A 26,576-nucleotide genomic window follows, 5' to 3' on the forward strand; every position below is an offset into this window, starting at 1 on the left:
CAGGGGGCACGGACGATGCCGGGTTGGCGCGTCGCATTGCGGACCGGCGCGGCGGGGCTTGCGATTGCCTCGGCGCAGGCCGCCTATGCCAATCCCAGCGGCGGCCAGGTGGTGGCCGGCCAGGCGACAATCAATGGCCAGGGCACCGACCGGGTGCGGATCGACCAGTCGAGCGACCGGGTGGTCATCAACTGGGACAATTTCTCGATCGGCCTCGGCCAGGGCGTCGATTTCCGCCAGCCCAACGCGCGCTCGGTCGCGCTGAACCGCGTCACCGGGCCCGAGATCAGCCAGATCCTGGGCGAGCTCACCGCCAATGGGCAGGTGTATCTCATCAACGGCAACGGCATCGTCTTCGGCAAGGATGCCAGGGTCGATGTCGCAGGGCTTGTCGCGACCAGCGCCGATATCGGCAACGAGGCGTTCATGGCGGGCGGTCCGCTGCGCTTCGGCACGCCGGGGCGCGCGGGCGCGAAGATCCTCAACCATGGCAGCATCACCGTGCGCGATGCGGGCATCGCCGCGTTTGTCGCGCCGCAGGTGGCCAATGACGGCATCATCACCGCGCATATGGGCCGCATCGCCTTTGGCGGCGCGCAGGCTTTCACGCTCGACCTGCATGGCGACAATCTGATCCGCTTCCAGGTCGGCGATGCGGTGACCAGGCTCGATGACAAGGGCGCGCTGGTCGGCATCGACGGCGTGGTCGATGCGCGCGGCGGATCGGTGCTGATCACGGCATCGGCGGCGCGCGATCTGGTCAACCAGTCGGTGCGCGTCGGCACGCCCCAGGCGGCGAACATGCAGGTCGGCGCGGACGGTAAGGTCTCGCTGGTCGCGGCCAGGGTCGCGATTACCGCGCCGGGCGAGGTGCAGGTCGGCAAGAATGTCGCGATGGACCTGTCGTCGGCGACCAATGCTGTCGCGACGGGCAGCAGCAAGGGCAAGGGCAGCAAGAGCCAGGACAACCAGAGCAATATCGGCTGGGTGGGATCGCTGAACGGCGATACCAGCGCACCGGGTCACGCGATGGCGGCCAGCGGCACTGGCGGCACGCTGACGATCAGCGCGGCGCGCACGCTGCTCGACGGCACGATCAACCTCGACGGCAGCAAGACGGGCGGCACCGCGCATATTACCGGTAGCGATTTCCTGTCCTTCGGCTCGATCCTTTCGGCGAGCGGAGCCGATGCGGGCGGCAAGATCCAGCTCGATGCCGGCGGATTCTCGCTGGCCGGACGGATCACGGTCAACGCCGCGCTCGGCAAGGGCGGCAATGTCGACATCAGGGCCACGCGCCGCGGGATCGATACCGGCGATGCGTTCATCGACGCGAGCGGGCTGCACGGCGGTACGATCCGCTATGTCTCGGACAGTCAGATCATCTCTTCGGGCAAGTTCCGCGCCTCGGGCAGCCATGGCTTTGGCGGCGCTATCGATGTCAGCGCGCCCAGGCTCGACCTGTTCTCGGCGCAATTCTATGCCCAGGGCGGTATCCGCGGCGGCCGGGTGCGGCTGGGCGGAGAGTTCCAGGGCGGCAAGGATCTGGCCGCCGACGAACTGCCCAATGCGCTCAGGCTGGTGGCGACCGATGCGGTGACGATCGACGTTTCCGCCATCGGCATGCGCGGCAATGCGGGCGAGATCGTCATCTGGTCCGACGAGAAGACGACGTTCCTTGGCAATGCCATCGCGCGCGGCGGCCTGGTCGGCGGCATTGGCGGGCAGATCGAGATATCGGGCAAGGAAACGCTGGTCTATCGCGGCACGGTGGAAACCGCGCGCGACGGCCAGCGCGGCGGCACGCTGCTGCTTGACCCCAAGAACATCATCATCGCCGACGTCAGCAATGCGCCCAGCCAGTACGGGCTGGTGCTGCAGGCCTTTGCCAGCAGTTTTCCGGGGCCGGTCGTGCCGCCGCCGGGGCTGGAGGCGGGGGATGGTGCGGACCTGTCGGTTTCGCTCGATGGCAACCGCCTGGCGCTTGGCGTACGCGGCGACGATGGGGCCGGCAATGCCGTTGCCAATGCTGGCGCGGTCTATCTGTTCAGCTTCGCCGATGCCAAATTCGCCGCGCCGGTGCTCAGTGCGGTCATCGGATCGGGCTATAGCGGCGGCAAGAATCTCTCGGTCGCCACGCTGGAGGCGGATGACATTTTCGGTCATTCGGTATCGCTCGATGGGAACCGGCTGGCGGTTTCGGCACGCGGGGACGATGGCGTTGCCAATGGCAGCGGCGATGCGGGCGCGGTCTATCTGTTCACCTTTGCCGATGCGGCCTTTACCGGCGGGCAGCTGCGCAGCGTGCTGGGCGCTGGCTATAGCGGCGGTTCCAATTTCTCGGTCGCCAATCTGGAGGCCGGAGACCTTTTCGGGCAGAAGATATCGCTCGACGGCAGCCGGCTGGCGGTCGGGGCGATGTTCGACGACGGCGTGGGCAATGCCGTGCTGGATGGCGGCGCGGTGTATCTGTTCACCTTCGCCGACGAGGTCTTTTCCACCCCCAGTCTCGCCGGGATTATCGGCCAGGGCTATGCCAGCCTGCCCAATGACGTATCGATCACGCTGGATGCCGAAGACCTTTTCGGCGGCGGCGTATCGCTCGATGGCAACCGGCTTGCCGTCGGGGCCTATGGCGATGACGGCCAGGGGAACAGCCTTGTCGGCGGCGCGGTCTATCTGTTCAGCTTCGCCGATGCGAGTTTCGGCGGTGCCGTGCTGGAAGGCAGGATCGGTGGGGGCTATACCGGCCCCAAGGATTTCAACCTTCCCAATCTCGATGGTATCGGGCGCGATCATTTCGGCGAGGCGGTGTCGCTCGACGGCAATCGGCTGGCCATTCTCGCAAGGCTGGACGACGGTGTCGGCGACGCCGTAGCCGATTCCGGTGCGGTCTATCTGTTCAGCTTTGCAGACCAGCTTTTCTCTACACCGGTCCTCGAAGCCAGGATCGGCATCAATTATGACAGCCTGGGGGGACAGAACCGGTCGATCCTGGGGATGGAGCCCGGTGATACCATCAGCGATATCGCGCTGAACGGACGCCGTCTCGCCATCGCCATGTCGAATGACGACGGGCGCGCCAACCTGCTGACCGATTCTGGCGCGGTCTATCTGTTCACCTTTGGCGACGATCTGTTCTCCGACGCAGAGCAGGTCGGCATTCTGGGGGCAGGCTACACATCGCTTTTCGGTCTGTCGTTGCTGGACACCGGCCTGGAAGAGCAGGACAATTTCGCCACGGCGGTCTCGCTGGACGGCAACCGGCTGGCGGTCGGTGCGCGGTTCGACGATGGCGCGACCAACACCAGGCTCGATTCCGGTGCCGTCTATCTCTTCACCTTCGGCGATGCGCAATTCGGTGCGCCGGTGCTGCAGTCTATCATCGGATCGGGCTATAGCGGCGGCAGGAACATCGCGGTCGGGCAGCTGGATGCGGACGATCTTTTCGGCTCGTCTGTCGCGCTCGACGGATTGCGGCTGGCGGTCGGGGCGATCGGCGACGACGGCACCGCGAACAGCACGGGCAATGCTGGCGCGGTCTATCTCTTCACCTTTGCCGATGCCTCGTTCTCGGATGGCGTCCTGCGGCGCGTTCTCAACTTCGAAAGCTTTACCGGCGGGCCGATCAATGGTGAAGGGGCCCTGTTCGGCAATGCAGTCGCACTGTCGGGCAATATCCTTGCGGTGGGGGCGCCGGGCGACAACGGCTTTGGCGCATCGGACATCGAGGCCGGTGCGGTCCATATCTTCGATCTGGGCGATGCAAGCTTCCTCGCCACCCCGCAGCGGCTGGCCACGCTGGGCAAGTCCTACGGATCGGCCGGCCCCAACGATATCAGCGTGCTCGATCTCGAAGCCGGAGACCGGTTCGGCACATCGCTCTCGCTCGATGGCCTGCGCCTGGCCATCGGCGCGCCGAACGACGACGGGGGAGGCACCCCCATCTTCGATTCGGGCGCGGTCTATGTCTACAGCTTTGCGGCCGGCGATTTCAGCGGCGGCGCGCTGGAAGCGCGGCTGGGGACATTCTATTCCGGCCTGAACGATTTCGACATCAATGGCGCTCCGGGGGATTTCTTCGGTCAGTCGGTCGCGCTCCGCGGTCTGCAGCTCGTGGTCGGCGCGGTGGGCAATGACGGTCGCAACGGCACGCAGAACGATGCCGGGGCGGTCTATCTGTTCACGGCCTCGTCCGGCTTTACCGATATCAATCAGGCCGGGATCATCGGTGCCGACTATCTTGCCGCACCGCGCGATTTCGACCTCAAGCTGGCCAAGGGCGAGCAGTTCGGCGCGGCGGTCGCGTTCGACGGCGACCGGCTGGTGGTCGGCGCATCGAACAATGCGGGCAGGAACAACAGCGCACCGGGATCGGGTGCCGCCTATCTGTTCACCTTTGCCGACACCGGTTTCGGCAATATCCGGCTGATCGACAAGCTGGGGGCGGGCTATGCCGGGCTCAGCACCCTGTCTGTTCCCGGGCTCAGGCCGGGGGACGAATTCGGTTTCGCCGTGTCGCTCGACGGCAACCGGCTTGCGGTCGGGGCGCCTGGCGATGGTGGTGCGTTTGACAGCCTGATCTTCTCCGGTGCGGTCTATCTGTTCAGCTTTGCCGATCAGGCGTTCGGCGCGCCTGTGCTCGAAGCGATTATCGGGCAGGGCTATAGCGGCGGCAAGAACCTGTCGGTGCCGATCAACGGCCTGGAACAGTTCGGCGCATCGGTTTCGCTCGATGGGCTGCAACTGGCGGTCGGCGCGCCCGGCAATGCGGGCGCGCTGGGCTCGACAAGTTCCGCAGGCGCCGTCTATCTCTTCAATTTCACCGACCCGCTTTTCTCCGGAGGCTCGCTGCAGGCGACCATCGGTCTGGGCTATACCGGCACCCGGGACATCGATCTGTCGCAACTCGCAACGGACGACGGCTTTGGCCGGTCGGTAGCGCTCAGCGGAACGCGGCTTGCGGTGGGGGCGCCGGGCGATGACGCGCTGAATGATACCGCTGCGGGCTCGGGCGCGGTCTATCTGTTCACCTTCGCCGACGCCCAGTTCAACAGTGGCGTCTTGGAAGGCACGATCGGATTCGGCTATTCGGCTGGCGCCAAGGACCTGGACATCAACCGGCCCGACACGCAGCTCCAGGCGGGCGACGCCTTTGGCACCAGCGTGGCGTTCGATGGCCTGAACCTGTTCGTGGGTGCGCCGGGGGATCGGGGGGCCGCCGACAATCTGGTGAATGCCGGTGCGGTCTACGGCATCACCTTCACCAATTCGGCCTTCGATTTGCCCCAGCTGGTCCGCATCATCGGATCGGGGTTCGCCGAACCCGGTGATACCGATGTTTCGTTTCTTGGCAGCTCCGACCAGTTCGGAACGGCGGTATCCGCCTCGGCAGGATTGCTGGTCGTCGGCGCGCCGGGCGATGGCGGAGCCAACGATTCGGTCCCGAGTTCGGGCAAGGCCTATCTGTTTTCGCTGTCGAACGGCACCTATACCCAGACGGGCGCCATCGGCAGGGGCTATGGCGGCGATCTGGATCTGCCGCTGGGCCAGCTGGCAGTTGGCGACGGTTTCGGCAATTCGCTCTCGCTCAACCAGAACCGGCTTGTCGTCGGCGCGTCGGGCGACATGGGCGCGTACAACAGCGATTTCGGGTTCGGCGCGGTCTATCTGTTCGCGTTCACCGGCAGCAATTTTGCCGGTCTTTCGTTCGAAGGGACCTTTGGTCGCGGTTATGGCAGCCTCAAGAACATTGCAGTGCCACAGCTGTCCACCAACGACCGCTTCGGCAGCGCGGTCTCGCTGACGGGCGATCTGCTTGCGATCGGCGCGCCCGGCGACCGCTCGGCCGGGGGCACGGGGAGCGATATCGGCGCGGTCTATCTGTTCACCTTCGCCGGTGCCGATTTTGCCACGCCCACGCTCAAGGGCATATTGGGCAAAGGCTATACCGGCGGCGGCAATTTCGACGTCGCAGCCTTGCAGGACGGCGATCGGTTCGGCAGCAGCGTCTCGCTCGGCGGGTTCAATCCCGATCTGCTGGCGGTCGGAGCACCGGGAGACGATGGCGCCGACGACCTGTCGACCGATGCGGGGGCGGTCTATCTCTTCCGGTTCGATTCCGGCCTGAACAATCCGGTGCTGGAGGCGACGATCGGCCGCGATTATGGCGGCGGAAAGAATGTCGGACTGCTCAACCTGGGGGCGGGCGACGCGTTCGGCAGCGCGGTGTCGCTGCGCTTCGATCAGCTCGTTGTCGGGGCTCCCGGCGATGATGGCGGGTCGAACAATTTTGTCGATTCGGGCGCGGTCTATGCGCTCAAATTCTCGAACACCATCGATTTCAGCGGCTCGGTTCCGGTGTTCAACTATTTCGAATCGGGCAGCCTGATCGGCGTCTATGGCGCGGACTATTCGGGCACCGACCTGCTGGCGATCGGCAATCTGGAGGCGGGCGACCGCTTTGGCAGCTCGGTGTCGCTCGACGGTCTCAACCTGGCCGTCGGGGCTGTGGGCGATGACGGGTTCAGCAACGCGCTCGGCGATGCAGGCGCGGTCTATCTGCTGAACTTTGCCGACACCAATTTCGGATCACCGACGCTGCTCGGCACGCTCGGCAGCGGCTATACCGGCGTGCCGAGCGACTTTTCGGTGGGCGAGCTTGACGGCGCCAACGGCTTTGGCGCCTCGGTTTCCCTGCTGAACAACCGGCTGGCCGTGGGCGCGCCGGGCGACAGCGGTTTTTCCGGCGGCGGCCTCGATCGCGGTGCGGCCTTCCTGTTTGCCTTTGTCGGTGCCACGCTGGAAAGCCCCACGCTGGAGGCCGTGATCGGCTCGGGCTATATCGGCTCCACCGCGCTGCCGGTCGTCGGCCTGTATGACGGCACCCGCTTTGGTTCGGCGATCGCGCTCGATACCACCCGGCTGATCGTCGGAGCGGCGGGCGACAGCGGCAACGGCATCGGTCCGTCGACCGGGGCTGCCTATCTGTTCAGCTTTGCCGGCCCGGCTTTCGACAATCTTGAACTGTCGGGTGTCATGGGCGGGGCCTATGCCTCCGGCCAGACCCTTTCGCTTACCGCACAGGGCATCAACCGCAGCCAGTCCGAGAATATCGGCCACGCCGTCTCGCTGGACGGCCAGCTGCTCGCCATCGGTTCGCCCTTCGACAATGGCGCGTCCGGCCTCACCGCCGGCGCGGGTGCGGTCTATCTGATCAGCTTCTCGAACGCGCCGGGCCTGAACCTGACGGCACCGGTGCTCGAAGGGGTGATCGGGTCGGGCTATACCGGCGGCAAGAACCTGTCGGTGGCAGGTCTGCAGGCAGGCGACAATTTCGGCGCGTCGGTCTCGCTGTTCGGCTCGTTCCTTGCCGTGGGGGCGCCGGGCGACGATGGCGGGCAGAACGACGTCGCCGATGGCGGCGCCGTCTATACCTTCGCCTTCCAGTCCGGGGCCTTCGAAAACCTCTCGTCTTTCAGCACGGTCGGCAACGGATATGCCGGCGTCAACGATCTCGATATCGCGCTCGAGGCCGGGGACAGGTTCGGCTCTGCCGTCGCCATATCGCTCGCCAACCTGCTGGTCGGGGCACCGTTCGACGATGGCCTGGGCAACGCCGTGGGCGATTCGGGCGCGGTCTATCTGCTGCTGCACAGCCCGTTCGTCGGTGCAGGCGGCGTCATCGGCACCATCGGCTCGGGCTATGCCGGGCTCAACAGCCTGAACCTCGGTGCGCTCGACCCCGGCGACAATTTCGGGGCTGCGCTGTCGGTGGATACCGTGGCGCGGCAGCTCGCCGTCGGCGCACCGCGCGATGCGGGCGCGGGCAATATCGGCGGCAGCCTGAGCGCCATCGGTGCGGTCTACACCTTCACCTTTACCGACAGCCAGGCCAGCGGCGTCGCGCAGGCCGGAGTCATCGGTCGCGGCTATACCGGGGCGAATGACGGCGATCCCGGATCGCTCGACAATGGCGACCTGTTCGGCAGTGCTGTGTCGCTGAATGCCGGGCGGCTGGCAATCGGTGCACCGGGCGATCAGGGCGCGGGCAATATCTTCCAGTTCGGCGCCGGGGCTGTCTATCTTTACGGCTTTGGCAACGCGCAGCTGGTCAGCCCTGTCCAGCGGTCGATCATCGGCAATGGTTATGTCGGCACGAACAACGGGGCGCAGCTGATCTCGGTGCCCGTGGAACAGGACGACAGTTTCGGCGCCGCCGTCTCGCTTTTCGGCAACAGCCTCGCGGTCGGTTCGCCGGGGGACGATGGCCCCGGCAACAGCCAGCCGAACAGCGGCGCAGTCCAGTTCTTCCAGTTCAGCGATTCCCTGTTCACCACCGGCCGCCTGACCGGCACGATCGGCGCCGATTATCGCGCTGCGGTGGGGCTGGATCTGACGGGTCCCGCCGCGCCGTCGTTCGCCCAGCTGGGGGCAGGTGACGGCTTTGGCGCAAGCGTGGCGCTGGACGGGGTTCGGCTGGCGATCGGAGCGGCAGGCGATGACGGATCGATCGATGATCTGAGCAATTCGGGTGCGGTCTATCTTTTCACGTTCACCGATTTCCTGTTCGGGGGGGCGACCCTGCAATCGGTGATCGGCCACGGATATGTCGGCGGGAAGAATCTGTTCGTCACGCAGATCGAGAGCGCAGACGGTTTCGGAACCTCGGTTTCTCTCGACGGCAACCGTCTCGCCGTCGGCGCAATCAATGATGCAGGCGCCGGGAACACCGTCGGTTCTGCCGGCGCCGTCTATCTGTTCAGCTTTTCCAATTCCCAGTTTGCCGGTGGAGCGCTCGAAGCCATTGTCGGCCTGGGCTATTCCGGCGGCAAGAACGTCGCCGTGGCCGATCTGCAGGTCAATGACCGCTTCGGCACGTCGGTTTCGCTCGACGGCAACCGATTGGCGGTGGGAGCCGATGGCGACGACGCCGCAGGCAATCCCCCCTCCCTCGAACGCGAGACCGGCGCGGTCTATCTGTTCACCTTTGCCGATTCGCTGTTCCAGGGCGGCACGCTGCAAGCCATTGTCGGGCTCGGCTTCGACGCTGGGGGCAACGATCTGGACGTCGCGCTCGAAGATTTCGACCGGTTCGGCTGGTCGGTCGCGCTCGACGGGACCCGCTTGGCGGTCGGTGCGCGCGGGGATGATGGCGGCGACAACAGCCTGACCAGCTCGGGTGCGGTCTATCTGTTCACGTTCGCCGATCTCGCCTTTTCCGGTGGGATTCAGCGCGGCATCGTCGGCGCCGGCTATGATGGACCCGGGGATGTCAACACGGCCCTGACACCGTTCGGTATGGGTTCCGAAAGCCTTCTGGGCTTCTCGGTCTCGCTGGACGGCGACCGACTGGCCATCGGCGCGCCACGACTCAGCAGTTCTGCCGCCAGCCCCCTCAATTCGGGTGCGGTCTATCTGCTGAGCTTTTCCGACAGCAGTTTCGGCGGCGGTACGGTTTCCGAAATCCTGGGCACGGGGCTGGCGAATTTCGGCACCAATCTCGATTTCGACGTTGCGCTCGATGAGTTCGATTTCTTCGGCTCGGCAGTATCGCTCGACAGCGGCCGACTGGTGGTGGGCGCGCCCGGCGACGACGGCTTCGGCAATCCCGGCAGCGCCGCTGATTCCGGCGCGGTCTATCTCTTCACTTTCACCGATCTCGATTTCGGCGGCGCGGAACTGGTCGGCACGATCGGCTCCGGCTATACGCGCGGCCTGGGCACGGCGGTCGCGGGGCTGGAGCTCGGGGACGGTTTCGGCGCCGCGGTATCGCTCGACGGCAACCGGCTGGCGGTCGGTGCGCCTGGCGATGATGGCGACAGCATCAACGTTCCCGATGCCGGTGCGGTCTATCTCTTCTCCTTTGCCAATGCCGATTTTGCGGCACCGGTTTTGCAGGGCATCGTCGGGCGCGGCTATAGCGGGGGCAAGAATATCGCGGTCAGCGAAATGACCGCAGGCTCGGGCTTTGGCAGCGCGGTATCGCTCGATGGAACCCGGCTTGCGGTCGGCGCGCCAGGCGATCGCGGCGTGGCGCGCGGTGTCGCGAATGCCGGCGCCGTCTACCTGTTCATCTTTACCGACACCGACTTCAACAGCGGCAGCCTGCTCGGCCAGATCGGCCTGGGCTATGCCGGCGGCAACAATCTGGGCGTCAGCCTCGATGCTGACGACAGGTTCGGCAGTGCAGTGTCGCTGTCGGGCACCCAGCTGGCCGTGGGGGCGCCGGGCGACGATGGCGCTGGCAATTCGGTGGCCGATAGCGGTGCGGTTTATTTGATCACCTTTACCGATCCGGCGCTGTTCGGCGCGTCGCTGGCAGGAACCATCGGCCGCGGCTATACGGGCAGCAACGACCTCGACCTCACGATACTGGACAGCGCGGACCGCTTCGGCGCATCGCTCTCGCTCGACGGGTTGCGACTGGCCGTGGGCGCGACCGGCGATGATGGTGCCCTTAACGGCAGCGCCAGCACGGGTGCGGTGCATCTGTTCACCTTCGCCGACAATGCCTTTGCGACACCGACGCTCGCCCGCACGCTGGGCGTGGACTATGCCGGGGCCAATGGGGTGCCCGTGCTGGACAATGGCGATCTTTTCGGGTCGGCGGTGGCGCTGCGCGGCGAGATCCTGGCGGTCGGCGCGCCGGGCGATCGCGGCGCCGGCAACGAGCAGGCGGGTGTCGGTGCGGCCTATCTCTTCGCCGTGCCCGGCGCGACCTTTGGCAACGACCCCTCGCTCACCTCGCGCATCGGCCGCGGCTATAACGGCCCTTCCGATATCAACTTCGGCCCCACCGGGGTTGCCGACCAATTCGGCAGCGCATTGGCTCTCGATGGCGGCCGGCTGGTGGTGGGCACGCCCGGAGACGACGGTCCCGAAAACCGTGTGGGCAATGCCGGAGCGGTCTATTTCTTCGCGCTGGGCTCGGGCGGGATCCCCGGTCTCGGCTTCGGCGACAATCCGGGAGCGGATGTCACGATCAGCGCCAGCGCGCTTGCCGCGATCCTTTCGGGTGGCACCGGCGTCACGCTTCAGGCGAACAACGACATCACCGTGACGTCGGCGATCCTGGTCGACAATCCCTCGGGTGATGGCGGCGCGCTGACCTTCCAGGCAGGCCGCTCGATCCTGATCAACGCCGGCATTGTCACCGATAATGGAGCGCTTTCTCTGCTCGCCAATGTCGGAACGGGCGCCGGCGTCATCGACAGCTTCCGCGATCCCGGGCCAGCCGAGATCAGCTTCGGCTCCGACGGGTTTGTCGATGCGGGCACCGGCCAGGTCGATATCCGGCTGTTCGACGGGGCCGGGCAGACGAATTTCGATCGCGGGCCGATCACGCTTGGCAACATCACCGCCGGCATCATCAACGTGATCACCCCGGAAGGCCTAGGCGGTTTTGCCGACGAGGTCGTGATATCGCCAGGCGCGGTGCTCACCGCGAGCGGTGCGGGCGACGCCATAACCGTTGTCAGCAAGCTGTTCACGAACAATGCCGGCCCGGGTGCCTTCAGCCTGACCGGTGGCGGTCGCTTCCGCGTCTATTCCGACGACTATGAAGCGATCACGCGCGGCGGCCTCATCGGGAACAATCTGTACAATCGCAGCTCTGCCGATTCGGTCACGCAGGCCGGCAACTTGTTCATCTTTGCGCGCCAGCCGATCCTGACCTTCACGGCGGACAATCAGACCCGAACCTATGGCCAGGCGGCGCCCACTTATACCTTCCAGGTCAGCGGCCTGGTCAATGGCGATGCCGAAGCCTATGCCTATTCCGGCGCGCCCCGTCTGTTCGATGAAGGTTCCGGCGGGGCAGGGTTCGACGCAATCCGGTTCGACCCGAATACGCTCGCTTCCGAGGTCGGCTACGGCTTTGACTTCGTCAATGGCACGCTGAACACGCTCAAGGCGCTGCTCACGGTGACCGCCAACAATGCCAGCCGCGAATATGGCCTCGACAATCCGATCTTCACCGCGACTTTCTCCGGCTTCGTCAATGGCGACGACGAGTCGGTGGTCAGCGGCCTGCAATTCTCCACGATTGCCGATATTTTCTCGGATGTCGGCAACTATACGATCACGCCATTCGAGGCTTTTGCCGACAATTACGACTTTGATTACGTTCCCGGAACGCTGACGATCACCAAGGCGCTGCTCACGGTCACGGCGGATAGCGCCACGCGCGAATACGGGCTCGCCAATCCGACATTCACTGGCAGCATCACCGGCTTCCGCAATAGCGATACCGAGAGTGTGATCTCCGGCCTGACCTATGGTTCGGTCGCGACGATCGCGAGCAACGCCGGAACCTATGCGATCACCGGATCGGGGGCGACGGCGATCAACTATGATTTCAGCTATGTTCCCGGCACGCTGACGATCACCAAGGCGCTGCTGACGGTGACCGCGGATAATGCCACGCGCGAATACGGGCTGGCCGATCCGGCATTTACCGGCACGATCACCGGCTATCGCAACGGCGATGATGCGTCGGTCATTTCGGGGCTGACCTATGGCAGCAGCGCGGTGCTGAACTCGGGCATCGGCAGCTATGCGATCACGGGTTCGGGCGCCACTGCCACGAACTACGATTTCAGCTATGTCCCCGGCACGCTGACGATCACACGCGCGCTGCTCACGGTGACCGCCGACAATGCGACGCGTGAGTACGGCCTCGCCAACCCGGTCTTTACCGGCACGATCAGCGGCCTTCGCGCGGGCGATACCGCGAGCGTCGTCAGCGGACTGACCTATGGTACGATTGCCAATGCTGCGAGTAACGCTGGCACCTATGCGATCACTGCGTCGGGTGGCAGTGCCGCGAACTATGATTTCAGCTATGTTCCCGGTACGCTGACGATCACGCGCGCGCTGCTCACGGTGACCGCCGACAACGCGACACGCGAATATGGACTCGCCAATCCGACATTCACTGGCAGCATCACGGGCTTCCGCAATGGCGATACCGAGAGTGTGATCTCCGGCCTGACCTATGGCACGGTCGCCACCGCAGCAAGCAACGTCGGCACCTATGCCATCACCGGATCGGGGGCGACGGCGACCAACTATGATTTCAGCTATGTTCCCGGCACGCTGACAATCACCAAGGCGCTGCTGACGGTGACCGCGGATAATGCCACGCGCGAATACGGGCTGGCCGATCCGGCATTCACCGGCACGATCACCGGCTATCGCAACGGCGATGATGCGTCGGTCATTTCGGGGCTGGTCTATGCCAGCAGCGCGGTGCTGAACTCGGGCATCGGCAGCTATGCGATCACGGGTTCGGGTGCGTCAGCCACCAATTATGACTTTGCCTATGTGCCCGGTACGCTGACTATCACGCGAGCCTTGCTCACCGTTACCGCCAATAATGCAACGCGTGAATATGGTCTGGCCAACCCGGTGTTCACCGGCACGATCAGCGGCCTTCGCGCGGGCGATACCGCGAGCGTCGTCAGCGGCCTGACCTATGGTTCGGTTGCCAATGCAGCGAGCAACGCTGGCACCTATGCGATCACCGCGTCGGGTGGCAGTGCCGCGAACTATGACTTCAGCTATGTGCCGGGCACGCTGACGATCACCAAGGCGCTGCTGACGGTGACCGCGGACAACGCGACGCGTGAATACGGGCTCGCCAATCCGACATTCACTGGCAGCATCACCGGCTTCCGCAATGGCGATACCGAGAGTGTGATCTCCGGCCTCACTTATGGTTCGGTCGCGACGATCGCGAGCAACGTCGGCACCTATGCCATCACCGGATCGGGGGCGACGGCGACCAACTATGATTTCAGCTATGTTCCCGGCACGCTGACGATCACCAAGGCGCTGCTGACGGTGACCGCGGATAATGCCACGCGCGAATACGGGCTGGCCGATCCGGCATTTACCGGCACGATCACCGGCTATCGCAACGGCGATGATGCGTCGGTCATTTCGGGGCTGACCTATGGCAGCAGCGCGGTGCTGAACTCGGGCATCGGCAGCTATGCGATCACGGGTTCGGGTGCGTCAGCCACCAATTATGACTTTGCCTATGTGCCCGGTACGCTGACTATCACGCGAGCCTTGCTCACCGTGACCGCCAATAATGCAACGCGTGAATATGGTCTGGCCAACCCGGTGTTCACCGGCACGATCAGCGGCCTTCGCGCGGGCGATACCGCAAGCGTCGTCAGCGGCCTTACTTATGGTACGATTGCCAATGCTGCGAGTAACGCTGGCACCTATGCGATCACTGCGTCGGGTGGCAGTGCCGCGAACTATGATTTCAGCTATGTGCCGGGCACGCTGACGATCACCAAGGCGCTGCTGACGGTGACCGCGGACAACGCGACGCGCGAATACGGGCTCGCCAATCCGACATTCACTGGCAGCATCACCGGCTTCCGCAATGGCGATACCGAGAGTGTGATCTCCGGCCTGACCTATGGCACGGTCGCCACCGCAGCAAGCAACGTCGGCACCTATGCCATCACCGGATCGGGGGCGACGGCGACCAACTATGATTTCAGCTATGTCCCCGGCACGCTAACGATCACCAAGGCGCTGCTCACGGTGTCGGCGGATAACGCCACGCGCGAATACGGGCTGGCGAACCCCGCCTTTACCGGCAGCGTAACGGGCTTCCGCAACGGCGATACCGCCAGCGTGATCAGCGGTCTGGTCTTTGGGTCGGTCGCCACGATCGCGAGCAATGCTGGCAGCTATGCCATTACCGGTTCCGGCGCATCTGCCACCAATTACGACTTTACCTATGCGCCAGGCACGCTGACGATCACCAAGGCGCTCCTGACGGTGACCGCCGACAATGCCTCGCGCGAATATGGCCTGGCCAACCCGGTGTTCACCGGCACCATTAGCGGCTTGCGCAATGGCGATACCGCCAGTGTGATCAGCGGGCTCGTCTATGGCAGCAGCGCGACCAGCGGCTCGTCGGTCGGCAGCTATGCAATTACCGGTTCCGGCGCATCCGCCACCAATTACGACTTTGCCTATGTGCCCGGCACGCTGACGATCACGCGCGCCCTGCTGACGGTGACCGCCGATAATGCCTCGCGCGAATATGGTCTCGCCAACCCGGTGTTCACCGGCACCATCAGCGGCCTGCGCAATGGCGACACCGCCAGCGTCGTGAGCGGCCTCGTCTATGGCACCAATGCGGGTATCGGCTCGAATGTCGGCACCTATGCGATCACCGGATCGGGGGGCAGCGCGGCGAACTATGACTTTGCCTATGTGCCGGGAACGCTCACGATCACCCGGGCGCTGCTTACCGTAACCGCCGATGGCAAGACGCGCGAATATGGTCTTGCCAACCCGGCGCTGACCAGCACGATCAGCGGCTTGCGCAACGGCGATACGGCCAGCGTCGTCAGCGGGCTGGCGCTCGCCACGCCCGCGACCCAGGCCTCGGGCGTGGGCAGCTATGCGATCACGGCTTCGGGTGGCAGCGCGCTCAACTATGACTTTGCCTATGTTCCCGGCACGCTCGTCATCAATCCGGCCACGCTCACCGTTGCCATCGATAACAAGACCAGGACCTATGGCGCGCCCAATCCGGCGCTGACGGCGAGCATCACCGGCTTCCGCAATGGCGATACCGACCAGGGCGTCACCGGGCTCAGATTGACGACCGGAGCGAATGCGCGCAGCAATGTCGGCAGCTATGTGATTACCGGATCGGGCGCGACGGCAGCCAATTACCGGTTCGATTATGTGCCCGGCGCGCTCACCATCACCAAGGCGCTGCTGCAGGTGCGGGTCAACGATGCGCGCCGCGAATACGGCCTTGCGAACCCGACCTTCACCGCCAGCATCAGCGGCTTCCGCAACGGCGAGAATGCCAGCGTGGTCACCGGGCTGACCTTCGGCACAACTGCGACCATCGGGTCGGATGTCGGCCTCTATGCGATCACCGCATCGGGCGGATCGGCCCTCAACTATGATTTCAGCTATATCCCCGGCCGCCTGACCATCGCCCAGGCCCAGTTGCTGATCACAGCCGACAACAAGACCATGACGCAGGGCGGCAGAGAGCCGATACTGACGGTCAGCTATTCGGGGCTGCGCAACGGCGATAGCGCATCGGTGGTGACCGGGCTGGTGCTGCGCGCATCGGGCGGCGCCAATGCGGCACCGGGCCAGTATATCATCAACGCCTCGCGCGGCACCGCGCGCAATTACCAGATCACCTATCGCCCCGGCGTGATGACGGTGCTTCCCGCCGTCGCACCGCCTGCGCAGGATCCGCCGGGCACTGGTGGCGCGCCTACCCCACCCGTGGGCACCGCCCCGCCGGTGATCGTCACCGTTCCACCGGTGACGCTGCCGATTGCCGGTGGAAACGGCACCCCGCCGAGCAGCAGCACCCCGCCGGGCAGTGCAGCAGCCCCGCCTGCTCCGGCCGATCCGACGGCCAGCGTCGCCGTGCCGCCGATCATCGCCATGCCGCCGCAGGGCAGCGTGACTCTGCCGGTCTCGCCCGACAGCACCACGCCATTGCAGCTGCTGCAGGGCCTTTCCGCGCCGCTGCCCATGCTGCTTTCGCCCGAGCTGCGTCCCGCTGGCGAGGACGATCGCAACGGCATGCCGCTGGGCGATGGACAGCCTGGCGGCTGCGAGTATATCAGCCTGTGCAACGGCACGGCGCCCCCCTTGTGGACATGGCAGCCTGCCCAGTGAAGAAAGTGTGATTGCGATGGATTTCGTGTTCCGTTCGGCCGCGCTCGCGTTGGCCGCAGCCCTGGTCTCGGCCCCGCTTGCCGCGCAGACCGCCAAGCCTGCGACCCCGGCTGCACCCGCCGCCACCGCTCCGGCGGCACCCCAGGCGATCACGCCGAAGATGGGGACCAATGGCGCCAAACCCTGGACCGCAGGCTGCAAGGGCACCGGCGAACAGGAAATCTGCGACGCGGTGCAATCGCTGATCGACGAGGCCAACCAGAAGGAAGTGATCCGCGTCGCGATCGCCCGGCAGAAGACCACCGGCAAGACCGGCCTGCTGGTCAAGGTGCCGCTGGGCGTCCGGCTCGATACCGGCGCGCTGATCCAGGTCGATGGCGACCAGACCAAGGCGATCGACAAGATCGTGTTCAGCCGCTGCCTGCCCGAAGGCTGTATCGGCGAGAAGCCGCTGGGCCCGACCGATATCGCCAATTTCAAAAAGGCCAAGAAGCTCGAACTGGTCTTTCTCGACCTCGAGGGCAAGCCGATCGTCATCAACGTGGTGCCGACCGGTCTCGACGCCGCGCTCACCGGCTTCTGACAGCCGGTTCGCGCATGACCATCCGACCGTTCCATCTGGCATTTCCCGTCGATGACCTGGCAGCGGCGCGGAACTTCTACCGCGAGGTGCTGGGCTGCGGCGAGGGACGCTCGTCCGATCACTGGATCGATTTCGACCTGTTCGGTCACCAGATCGTCGCGCATCTCGACCCTGAGGCCGGGGCGCGGCGCGCGCACCACAATCCGGTCGACGGGCATGACGTGCCGGTGCCGCATTTCGGCGTGGTGCTGACGATGGACGATTTTCACGCGCTGGCCGACCGGCTCAAGGCGGCGGGGACGCGCTTCGTGATCGAGCCGCATATCCGCTTTGCAGGCCAGGTGGGCGAACAGGCGACGATGTTCTTCCACGATCCGGCGGGCAATGCGCTCGAGTTCAAGGCGTTCGCCGACGACGCGATGCTGTTTGCCAGCTGAGTGTTTTCCGGCGAAAGCCGGAATCCAGAGGCGGGATAGAGCAATCTCGCTCCTGGGCTCCGGCTTTCGCCGGAGAACGGGTTACTTGAACGTCAGATCCACCGGCAGGGTCGGTTCGCTGATCACGCGCTCCATCGCCGCCCAGCGCGCCTTGGCATCGGGTCCGGCTGTCTCGACATAGGCCTGCACCATGTCCTGGCCGAGACCATAGTTGATCACATAGCTGCGATAGGTATCGGTAAAGCCGATCGACTGCTTCGCCCGCGCCTCACTCATCAACTGGTATTTCTGGGTCATCGCGATCGCTTGGGCGCGGTCGATCTGGCCGTCGATATACATCTGCGCGATGGTGAAGCGCGCGCCGCGCAGCCCCGAAAGCGCCTTTTGCAGCTGTGCTAGACGCGCCGCATCGGCGGTGGAGAGGCCTGCGAGCGGGTAGAGTTCGCGCGTCTCGAACGCCAGCTTCTCGTCGCCCGGAAAGGCAAGGTCGATGCCGAAATTGGCCGAGCCTTCGGCGATCAGGCTTTGCGGGCTGTAGAGCGGATAGACGCTGTACTCCACCCAGCCCCGCCCGCGCATCAGCTTCTGCTCGAGCAGATAGTTGAGCGCGTGGTGGCCGGGATAGCCCTCGTGACAGCCCAGATCGACCGCGCGGCTGATGCGGATCGGCAGGTCGGTATTGATCTGGATCAGGCTGGCGAGATTGCCCTGGTAATAGTTATACCCGCTCCACGGCTTGCCGGTGACGAACTCCATGCGGAAGCTTTCGCCCTTGGGCAACGGGATGTGCGCGGCGGTGCGCGCACGGCACTCGGCGATGGCGCGATCGAACACCGGTTTTAGCCGGTCAGCGGGAATGACGAAGCGTTCCTGAAAGGCATCGACCCGCTCTGCCAGCGTGCCGGGACCGGGGAGCAGCGTCTCGATCTGCTGCAGCACCGGGTCATAGCTTGCCAGCGGCTGGATGTCCGGCGTCGCACCGAACAGGCCGAGCGATTCCTGGCGGAACGAGAGCTTTTCGCCGCGTAGCATCTTCAGCCGCGTGCGTGCGGCATGGAGCTGGGCGTGCAGGAATTTCGCTCTGCGCTGTACCAGGATCTCGCGGTCCGAAACATCGATCGCCATCAGGCTGGCGTCGAGCGCATCGACTGCCTGGGCCAGCGTGGGCAAGTCGCGGGGATTGGCCTCGGCCTGCTGCTTCCACTCGGCGGGGCCATAATAAGCGTCGATATAGCCGTCCTCGTGCGTGCCGATTTCCAGCGACAGCAGGACATACTGGCGCGCGATGTCGTTGAGTGGGTCGGCAGGCTTGCTGGCCTGGGGCGCCGGCTTGGTCACACAAGCGGCGCAGGCCAGCACCAGGGCCAGCAGGCCGAAACGGGCGAACATCTTCATGCGCGTGCTACTTCCTCGTCCTCGTCGTCTTCCAGGCTTTCGACGTCACCGTCGGCGCCCACTTCTTCTTCCTGTTCGCGCTCTTCCTGTTCGTGCTGCGGGTGCAGGGGGCAGACGCGCAGGATGGTATAGCCCAGCAGCGCGGAAACGACAGAGCCCATGATCACCCCGATCTTCGCCTCGTCGATCAGCAGCGCGTTGCCGGGGAAGGCGAGCGCGCCGATGAACAGGCTCATGGTGAAGCCGATGCCGCACAAGGCCGCGACGGCGTAGATTTGCAGCCAGGTCGCGCCGCGCAGCTTGCTGGCAATGCCCAGCTTCACCGACAGCCAGACGCTGCCGAAAATGCCGATCTGCTTGCCCAGGAACAGGCCCGACGCGATGCCGAGCGGCACTGGCGCGAACGCCTCGCCCAGCCCCACGCCCTCCAGCGAAACGCCGGCATTGGCAAAGCCGAACAGCGGGATGATGAGGAAGCTGCTCCATGGTGAAATGCCGTGTTCCAGCCGGTGGAGCGGGCTGTCATGGGCATCGGGCGCGCCGGGGGTCTTGATGATCGGGATCATGAAGGCCGCGAGCACGCCGGCGATGGTCGCGTGCACTCCCGATTGCAGGATCGCGTACCACAGCACCACGGTGAGCAGCAGATAGGGGATGAGGTTCATCACCCTGAAGCGGTTTAGCGCGTACATTGCTGCCATCACGACTGCGGCTGCGCCCAGCCAGATGGGGGCGAGGCCTTCGGTATAGAACAGCGCGATGATCGCCACTGCGCCCATGTCGTCGACGATCGCGACGGTGACCAGGAACAGCTTGAGCGAGGTCGGCGCACGCTTGCCGAGCAGCGCCAGCACGCCCATGGCAAAGGCGATGTCGGTGGCGGCGGGGATGGCCCAGCCGTTGACGACCGCAGGGTCTCCGCCGGTTTCGACAAGGTAGATGAGCGCGGGCAGGGCCATGCCGGCAATTGCCGCGATCACCGGAAGGCGGCGCTTGTCCCAGGTCGATAGCCGTCCGTCGACGAGCTCGCGTTTGATCTCCAGCCCGACATAGAGGAAGAAGATGACCATGAGACCGTCGTTGATCCACAGATGCGGGGTCATCGGGCCCAGCTTCTTGGTCAATACCGGACCCTGAATGTCGTGCAGCACATGATGGTACAGGTCATAGAGCGGGCTGTTGGCGATGATCATCGCAATCGCTGCGGACAGGATCAGGATGATGCCTCCAGCTGCCTCGCTGTTGAGGAACTTGCGCAGCGCCGATGTCTCGCTGCCGCCCGGTATCCCCTGTGCGCCCATGTCTGCTCCCTTTTTTCGATGCCCAAGCGTACTGGACCGGATATGCTCTGGAAGAACAAACCCCCTTTGCGGGGCCGATCGGTCAGTTGCCGTTGTCCTAACGCGCCAGCGGCGCGATGGCTGCTGACGGCTGGTACGATGATGTGCAAACGTCTATCGGCAAAGGCCGGGCGGGTCCACCCCCGGACAGGTAACGCAAGGGTGAACCTCGATGTCTCAATTCACTAGCAGCGCTGGCGGAGCGCAACCGGTCCCTGGCAAGAGCTCCGGCCTGGGCCGCTTTGCCGCGCGTGTGGCCGGGCCGCTGGGCAGCTGGTGGCGGGGCAGCGTGATCCCCGGCATCGAGCATCGTGCGGTGATTGCCAAGGTTGATGACGAGGCCAGCCTGACCCCGCGCTATGCCTTCATGATCCTGATGTCGGCGGGCATTGCGGTGCTGGGGCTGCTGTTGTCCTCGCCTGCGGTGGTGATCGGCGCGATGCTGATCTCGCCGTTGATGGGTCCGATCATCGGATTGGGCTTCGGCATCGCGACCATCGATGGCAACGAGATCCGCCGCACCGCGATGACGCTGGCGGCAGGGATCGTCATGGCCGTGCTGTTCACCGCGCTGGTGGTCTTCTTCTCGCCGATCAAGGACGTCACGTCTGAGATCGCCGCACGCACCCGGCCCAATCTGTTCGACCTGCTGGTCGCGCTGTTCTCGGCGCTCGCCGGGGCCTATGCGATGATCCGGGGGCGAGAGGGCACGATCGTCGGCGTGGCGATCGCGACCGCGCTGATGCCGCCGCTGGCGACAGTCGGTTTCGGCCTCGCTACGCTCAACGCTACGGTGTTCTTCGGCGCGCTGCTCCTCTTCGTCACCAACCTGATGACCATTGCCATCGCGGCTGCGGTGATGGCGCGGCTCTATGGCTTCGGTCCCAAGCTGACCAGCCGCCAGAGCGGGGTGCAGGCGGGCGTGATCATCGCCGTGTTTCTTGGCCTCGCCATTCCGCTGGGCTATTCGCTCAGCCAGATCGCCTGGGAAGCGCGCGCGCAGCGCCAGGCGCGAGACGTGCTTGCCGAACAGTTTCCGCGCCAGGCGAAGATCGACCAGCTCGATATCGATTTCGCAGGCGATCCGCTTACCATTCGCGCGACAGTGCTGACGCCGCAGTTTCGCAGCCGGGCGGCTGCGCTTGGAGAGGCCGGCCTCGCCAAGGCGCTGGGCCGCCCGGTCAAGCTCAGTCTCGACCAGTTCCGCGTCGGCACGGCAGCAGGCGATGCGGAGGCTGCACAGCTGGCATCGGCATCGGCCAGCGCCGCCTCGCTCAAGGAACGCGAGAACGCGGCGCTGGTCGGGCGCGAGCTGGCGTTGCTGGCAGGCGCGTCGCCCGAGGCGGTGCTGGTCGATCGCGACAAGCGCCTTGCGCAGGTGCGCGCGAACCCGCTGCCCGGCGCGACGCTCGCTACCTATCGTGCGCTGGAACAGCGGCTTTCGGCTGCCGAACCGCAGTGGAAGCTGCAGCTTATCCCTCCGCCGCTGCCGCTTCCCGACATCCCGCTCGACGGCGAAGAGCTGGGCGACGAGGGTGAGGCCAATCTTGCACTGGCCATCTGGGCCGCGCGCAGGACGGGCCTGGCGCTCACCGTATCGGGCCGTGCAAATCAATCGCAAATTGTTTTGACGAAACTTTCCGAAGCGGGCATTTCTGTAACAAGCAACGACTCATCGATCTCCAGCGCAGATGTCCGCCTTGCCTGGGCGTTCCAGACGGGAGCTCCATGATGACTGCCAGGGGGCAAGCAATTGGGCGCACAGGATGCAGCCAGTGTTGAAGGCATTGCCACCGCGCTGCTGACAGCATTGTTTTCTGCCGCCGATCTGTTCGCCAACGAGCTGCTGTTATTCGCCGGTATCTGGTTCCTGATTGGAGCGTTCGACGACCTCGCGCTCGATTTCGTCTGGTTGATCAATCTGTTGCGCGACAGCGGCCAGGCGCGCGAGCGCGATCATGCCGATGCCGGGCAGCCCTGGCGCTATGCCGTTTTCGTTCCCGCCTGGGATGAGGCCGAGGTGATCGGCGACATGGTAGCGTACTGCCTGGCGCGCTGGCCGGATGACGATTACAGGCTCTATGTCGGCGTCTATGCCAACGACCCTGCGACCGCCGATGCGGCGCGGCATGGAGCGGCGGGCGATACGCGTCTGCGGCTCGTGACGATGTCCACGACGGGCCCAAGCTCGAAGGCCGATTGCCTCAACCGCATCTGGCAGGCAATGACCGGTGACGAGGCGAGGCAGCGCTGGCGCTTCGATGCAATCGTGCTGCATGATGCCGAGGATGTCGTGCATGCGGCCGAGTTTCAGGTCTATCGCCGCTGGCTGAGCGACCATGATTTCGTCCAGATCCCGGTGCGCCCGCTGATCGATCGCGCGTCCCGCCTGGTCGGCGGGCATTATGCCGATGAATTTGCCGAGGCGCATCTGCGCAAGATGCCGGTGCGCGCGCGCATGGGGGTCGCCATGCCCTGTGCCGGGGTCGGTTGCGCCTTTCGGCGAGCGACATTGCAGCGCCTGGCCGGGGCTTCTGGCGGCAACGCACCCTTTGCCACGGACAGCCTGACCGAGGATTACGAGCTCGGCATCCGGATCCACGAACAGGGCGGTCGCGGCGCCTTCGTTCGGCAGCGGGATGGGGCGGGCGAACTGGTGGCGACGCGCGCCTATTTTCCGGGCGATCTGCGCGCAGCCGTGCGCCAGAAGACGCGCTGGATGATCGGCATCGCGCTTTCCGGCTGGGACCGGACCGGATGGGGCGGATCGATCGCCGAAATCTGGATGCGTGCCCGCGACCGTCGGTCGGCACTGGCGGCATTGGTGATTGTCGCGGGATATCTTGGCCTTTTGCTGTGGCTGGTCGTTGCGATTGCGCAAACGCTGGGCCTTTACCAGCCAGCCCCTCCCGATCCCGCGTCGCGCGTCCTGCTGGTGGCGACCGGTTTCACATTGGTCTGGCGGCTGATCGTGCGCGCGGCCTGTACCGGATGGAATCATGGCGCACGCGAAGCCCTGTGGTCGCTGCCCCGCGCGCTGGTCAGCAATGTCATCGCGGTCATGGCGGCGCGGCGAGCGCTGCTGGCCTATATTGCCAGCCTCAACGGAGCGCCGCTGGCCTGGGACAAGACCCGGCACCGGATCCCGGCGGCGATGGGAGCGCAGCGGGGCGAACCCGCAGCGGTGCGCCCTGCCATGATCGGCGAGGGTCGTGGCTGATCAGGGCCAGGATGCCGGGTCGGGGATCGCGCACCGCCGACGCGGCCAGCCGCTGGTTTTCCTGCTGACCGTGTTATGCGCCTGGTCCGCAGCCCGGGTGATCCATCACTGGCCCGTGATCGATCCGACACCAACCGCATCGGTGCCCGTGCGCATGACGTCGCAGGGCCAAGCAGACGCCGCGCCGCAGTTGCGTGCCAGCGCTCACCAGCGCGCCCTGTCTGCCGACGATCCGCTGCGCGCACTGCACCTCGTTCTTGGGGCCGGTGGCGCCAATCCGCGAGCCGGCAGTACCGGATCGGTGGTCGGACCGCCGGGTTGGCAAGCGCAGGCCCAGGATGCGGAACTTGCGTTGCTACCGCTGCTGCCAGTGCCGCCGCGTCCGGCTGACAAGGTACCGCTGTCGCCAGCGCCGGAGGCATGGTTGCCGCCCGCGCCGAGCGGGGCAGACGGTTCCCGCGCTCATGCCGGGCGCTGGTCGGTCTATGGCTGGTCGCTGGTCCGGCAGGGCAGCTCGGACAGCATATTGGCGCCAGGCGGGCAATATGGCGGAAGCCAGGCCGGGCTGGTGGTGCGCTGGGCGATGGGCGACGCTCGGTATCGCCCGGCGCTCTATGCCCGGGCGACGGGGGCGCTGGCTAGCAGCGACGACCGCACGCTGGCGCTCGGCCTGTCTGTTCGGCCCATGGCGCGGCTGCCTTTCGATCTCGCTGTCGAGCGCCGTCTTTCCCTAGTCGAAGGCCAGCGCGACCGCTGGGCGCTTCTGGCGGTCGCCGGGGGAGACAGGGCGGTCGGTCGCAGCGGAGCGCAACTGTCGGTCTATGGCCAGGCCGGACTTGTGGGGCTGGCGCAATCCCAGGCATTTTTCGACCTTCAGGCAAGCCTCACCCAGCCCGTCCTCAAACGCGGCGGCACGACACTCGCATTGGGTGGAGGGCTCTGGGCGGGCGGACAGCAGGAGCCTGACGGGCAGGGGGACAAGCCCTGGCTGCATCGGATGGATCTGGGACCGCGCGCCATGCTGACGGTGCCGGTCGAGCGCGGCGCGCTGACCTTCGCGCTCGACTGGCGGCAGCGCATAGACGGCCAGGCGCGCCCGTCATCGGGTGTGGCGCTGACCTTATCCGCGGGTTTTTGAGCCCGACCCTGCCCATTCGGTCGCTTGCCCCTTCTGCTGATGCGCCAAAGCGGCTAGCACTTTCCAACCCATGGATGTCTATCTTCCCATCGCGAATCTTTCGGTCAACGCGCTCGTCATCATCGGGCTCGGCGGGCTTGTAGGCATTTTGTCGGGGATGTTCGGCGTGGGCGGAGGCTTTCTCACCACGCCGCTGCTGATCTTCTACGGCATTCCCCCGACGGTAGCAGCGGCTTCCGCTTCCACCCAGGTCACCGGCTCCAGCGTGTCGGGTGTCATCGCACATAGCCGGCGCAACGGGGTCGATTACCAGATGGGCGGCGTGCTGGTGGTTGGCGGCATTTTCGGGACGCTGGCGGGCGCGGCCCTTTTCCGCGTGCTGCAGCAGCTCGGCCAGATCGATACCGTGATCAACATCGTTTATGTGCTGCTGCTCGGCTCGATCGGCGGGCTGATGGCGCGCGAAAGCCTGGCCAGTGTGCGGGCGATGCGGCGCGGCGAGACGCTGCCGCCCAAGAAGCGGCGCCACCATCCGCTGGTCGCCAACCTGCCGCTGCGCTGGCGCTTCTATCGCTCGGGCCTGTATATCTCGCCGCTTGCGCCACTGATCCTCGGCTTTGTCACCGGCATGCTGACCATCCTGCTGGGCGTCGGCGGGGGCTTCGTGATGGTGCCCGCGATGCTCTATCTGCTCGGCATGGGGGCGCAGGTCGTAGTCGGCACCTCGCTGTTCCAGATCCTGTTCGTGACGCTCGCCTCGACCATGGTGCACAGCCTGACCACCAAGGCGGTCGATATCGTGCTGGCGGTGCTGCTGCTGATCGGCAGCGTTACCGGCGCGCAGATCGGCGCGCGCTTCGCGCAGAAACTGCCGCCCGAATATCTGCGGCTGCTGCTGGCCACCTTGGTCCTGCTGGTCGCGGCGCGGCTCGCGATCGGCCTCGGTTTTCGCCCTGCGGAAATCTATACGGTCGAGCTGCTGAAATGAGGCTGGCGCGGCTGATCGCCGCGTTTTTCGCGGCCTTGCTGCTCGGCGGGGCGAGCGAACCGGTGCTGGTGCCCGAAGTCTCGCAGCGCGATATCCAGATCCAGTACGGCTTTACCGGCGCGGAATTGCTGCTGTTCGGCGCGATCGTCTATCCCGGCGGCAGCCCGCCTGCGCGCGACAGCGATATCGTCGTGATCCTCAAAGGTCCGCCGCAGTCGATCATCCTGCGCGAAAAGCAGCAGATTGCCGGCATCTGGCTCAACGCTGCGAGCACCGAATTCCGCTCGGCGCCCGCTTATTATGCCGTCGCCTCCTCGCGCCCGATCGACAAGATCGTCGACAAGCGGACGGCCGCGATCTACGAATTCGGCCTCGACAATCTGCAGCTTTCGCCCGCCGGAACCATCGATCCTGCCGAACAGCGTCGGTTCCTCTCGGGGCTGGTCGATCTCAACCGGCGCGAGGGGCTCTACAAGCAGCAGGAAGGCAGCGTCGAGATTCTGGAAGGCGTGCTGTATCAGGCGCGGCTTTCGATCCCCGCCAGCGTGCCGACCGGCATCTATACCGCAGAGACCTTTCTGGTGCGCGACGGCCAGGTGCTTGCAGCGGCGGTGCGCGAGATCGAGGTGCGCAAGTTCGGCTTCGAACTGTTCGTCGCGACGGTCGCCGAATATCAGCCCTTTGCCTATGGCGTCTGCGCGGTGCTGATTTCGTTGCTATTGGGCTGGATTGGCGGCGTGATCTTCCGCAAGATTTGACGGCGCCGACAATGACTTCGGCATA

Annotated in this window: 10 protein-coding genes; 8 read left to right on the plus strand and 2 right to left on the minus strand. The window is 65.3% G+C overall.

Translation table 11 applies throughout. From position 1 onward, the window contains the following. The first annotated feature begins 15 nt into the window (after nt 1-15). Genes OPU69_RS04230 through OPU69_RS04240 form a run of 3 tightly spaced genes read left to right on the plus strand, consistent with a single transcriptional unit; the run spans nt 16 to nt 17,712 of the window. Nucleotides 16-16,692 carry an MBG domain-containing protein gene (locus OPU69_RS04230; RefSeq protein WP_498509454.1) on the plus strand — a complete coding sequence of 5,559 codons (16,677 nt, stop codon included), beginning with the start codon at nt 16-18 and terminating at the stop codon, nt 16,690-16,692. A 16-nt stretch (nt 16,693-16,708) separates the two neighbouring features. Beyond that, nucleotides 16,709-17,275, plus strand: coding sequence for an invasion associated locus B family protein (locus OPU69_RS04235; RefSeq protein WP_060979739.1), 567 nt, complete (start codon nt 16,709-16,711; stop codon nt 17,273-17,275). Nucleotides 17,276-17,289: 14 nt separating this feature from the next. Then, entirely contained in the window at nt 17,290-17,712 is a 423-nt protein-coding gene (locus OPU69_RS04240; protein ID WP_498509455.1) for a VOC family protein, read from the plus strand. Nucleotides 17,713-17,793: 81 nt separating this feature from the next. Here the strand turns inward: OPU69_RS04240 and OPU69_RS04245 are convergent, their stop codons facing one another. After that, on the minus strand, nt 17,794-19,107 hold the full coding sequence (locus OPU69_RS04245) for a hypothetical protein (RefSeq protein ID WP_498509456.1): 1,314 nt from the start codon (nt 19,105-19,107) through the stop codon (nt 17,794-17,796). Then, nucleotides 19,104-20,408 carry a Na+/H+ antiporter NhaA gene (gene nhaA / locus OPU69_RS04250; RefSeq protein WP_060979742.1) on the minus strand — a complete coding sequence of 435 codons (1,305 nt, stop codon included), beginning with the start codon at nt 20,406-20,408 and terminating at the stop codon, nt 19,104-19,106. Before nhaA ends, OPU69_RS04245 begins: the two co-directional genes overlap by 4 nt. Nucleotides 20,409-20,619: 211 nt before the next feature. Here nhaA and OPU69_RS04255 point away from each other — a divergent pair, with 211 nt between their 5' ends. The 5 genes from OPU69_RS04255 (at nt 20,620) to OPU69_RS04275 (ending at nt 26,551) form a co-directional block, all read left to right on the plus strand. Beyond that, nucleotides 20,620-22,179 carry a DUF389 domain-containing protein gene (locus OPU69_RS04255; protein WP_066044270.1) on the plus strand — a complete coding sequence of 520 codons (1,560 nt, stop codon included), beginning with the start codon at nt 20,620-20,622 and terminating at the stop codon, nt 22,177-22,179. A 21-nt stretch (nt 22,180-22,200) separates the two neighbouring features. Beyond that, nucleotides 22,201-23,667 carry a glycosyl transferase family protein gene (locus OPU69_RS04260; protein WP_498509457.1) on the plus strand — a complete coding sequence of 489 codons (1,467 nt, stop codon included), beginning with the start codon at nt 22,201-22,203 and terminating at the stop codon, nt 23,665-23,667. Continuing rightward, nucleotides 23,660-24,805 (plus strand): hypothetical protein, encoded by a 1,146-nt coding sequence (locus OPU69_RS04265; RefSeq protein WP_498509458.1) that lies wholly within the window; start codon nt 23,660-23,662, stop codon nt 24,803-24,805. The genes OPU69_RS04260 and OPU69_RS04265 overlap by 8 nt, the downstream gene beginning before the upstream one ends. Nucleotides 24,806-24,875: 70 nt before the next feature. Next, entirely contained in the window at nt 24,876-25,793 is a 918-nt protein-coding gene (locus OPU69_RS04270; protein WP_060979505.1) for a sulfite exporter TauE/SafE family protein, read from the plus strand. Further along, nucleotides 25,790-26,551: a TIGR02186 family protein gene (locus OPU69_RS04275; protein WP_498509459.1), complete on the plus strand. Its 762-nt coding sequence runs from the start codon at nt 25,790-25,792 to the stop codon at nt 26,549-26,551. Before OPU69_RS04270 ends, OPU69_RS04275 begins: the two co-directional genes overlap by 4 nt. The last annotated feature ends 25 nt before the right edge of the window (nt 26,552-26,576 follow it).

The sequence above is a fragment of the Blastomonas sp. 34TW genome (assembly GCF_059803595.1).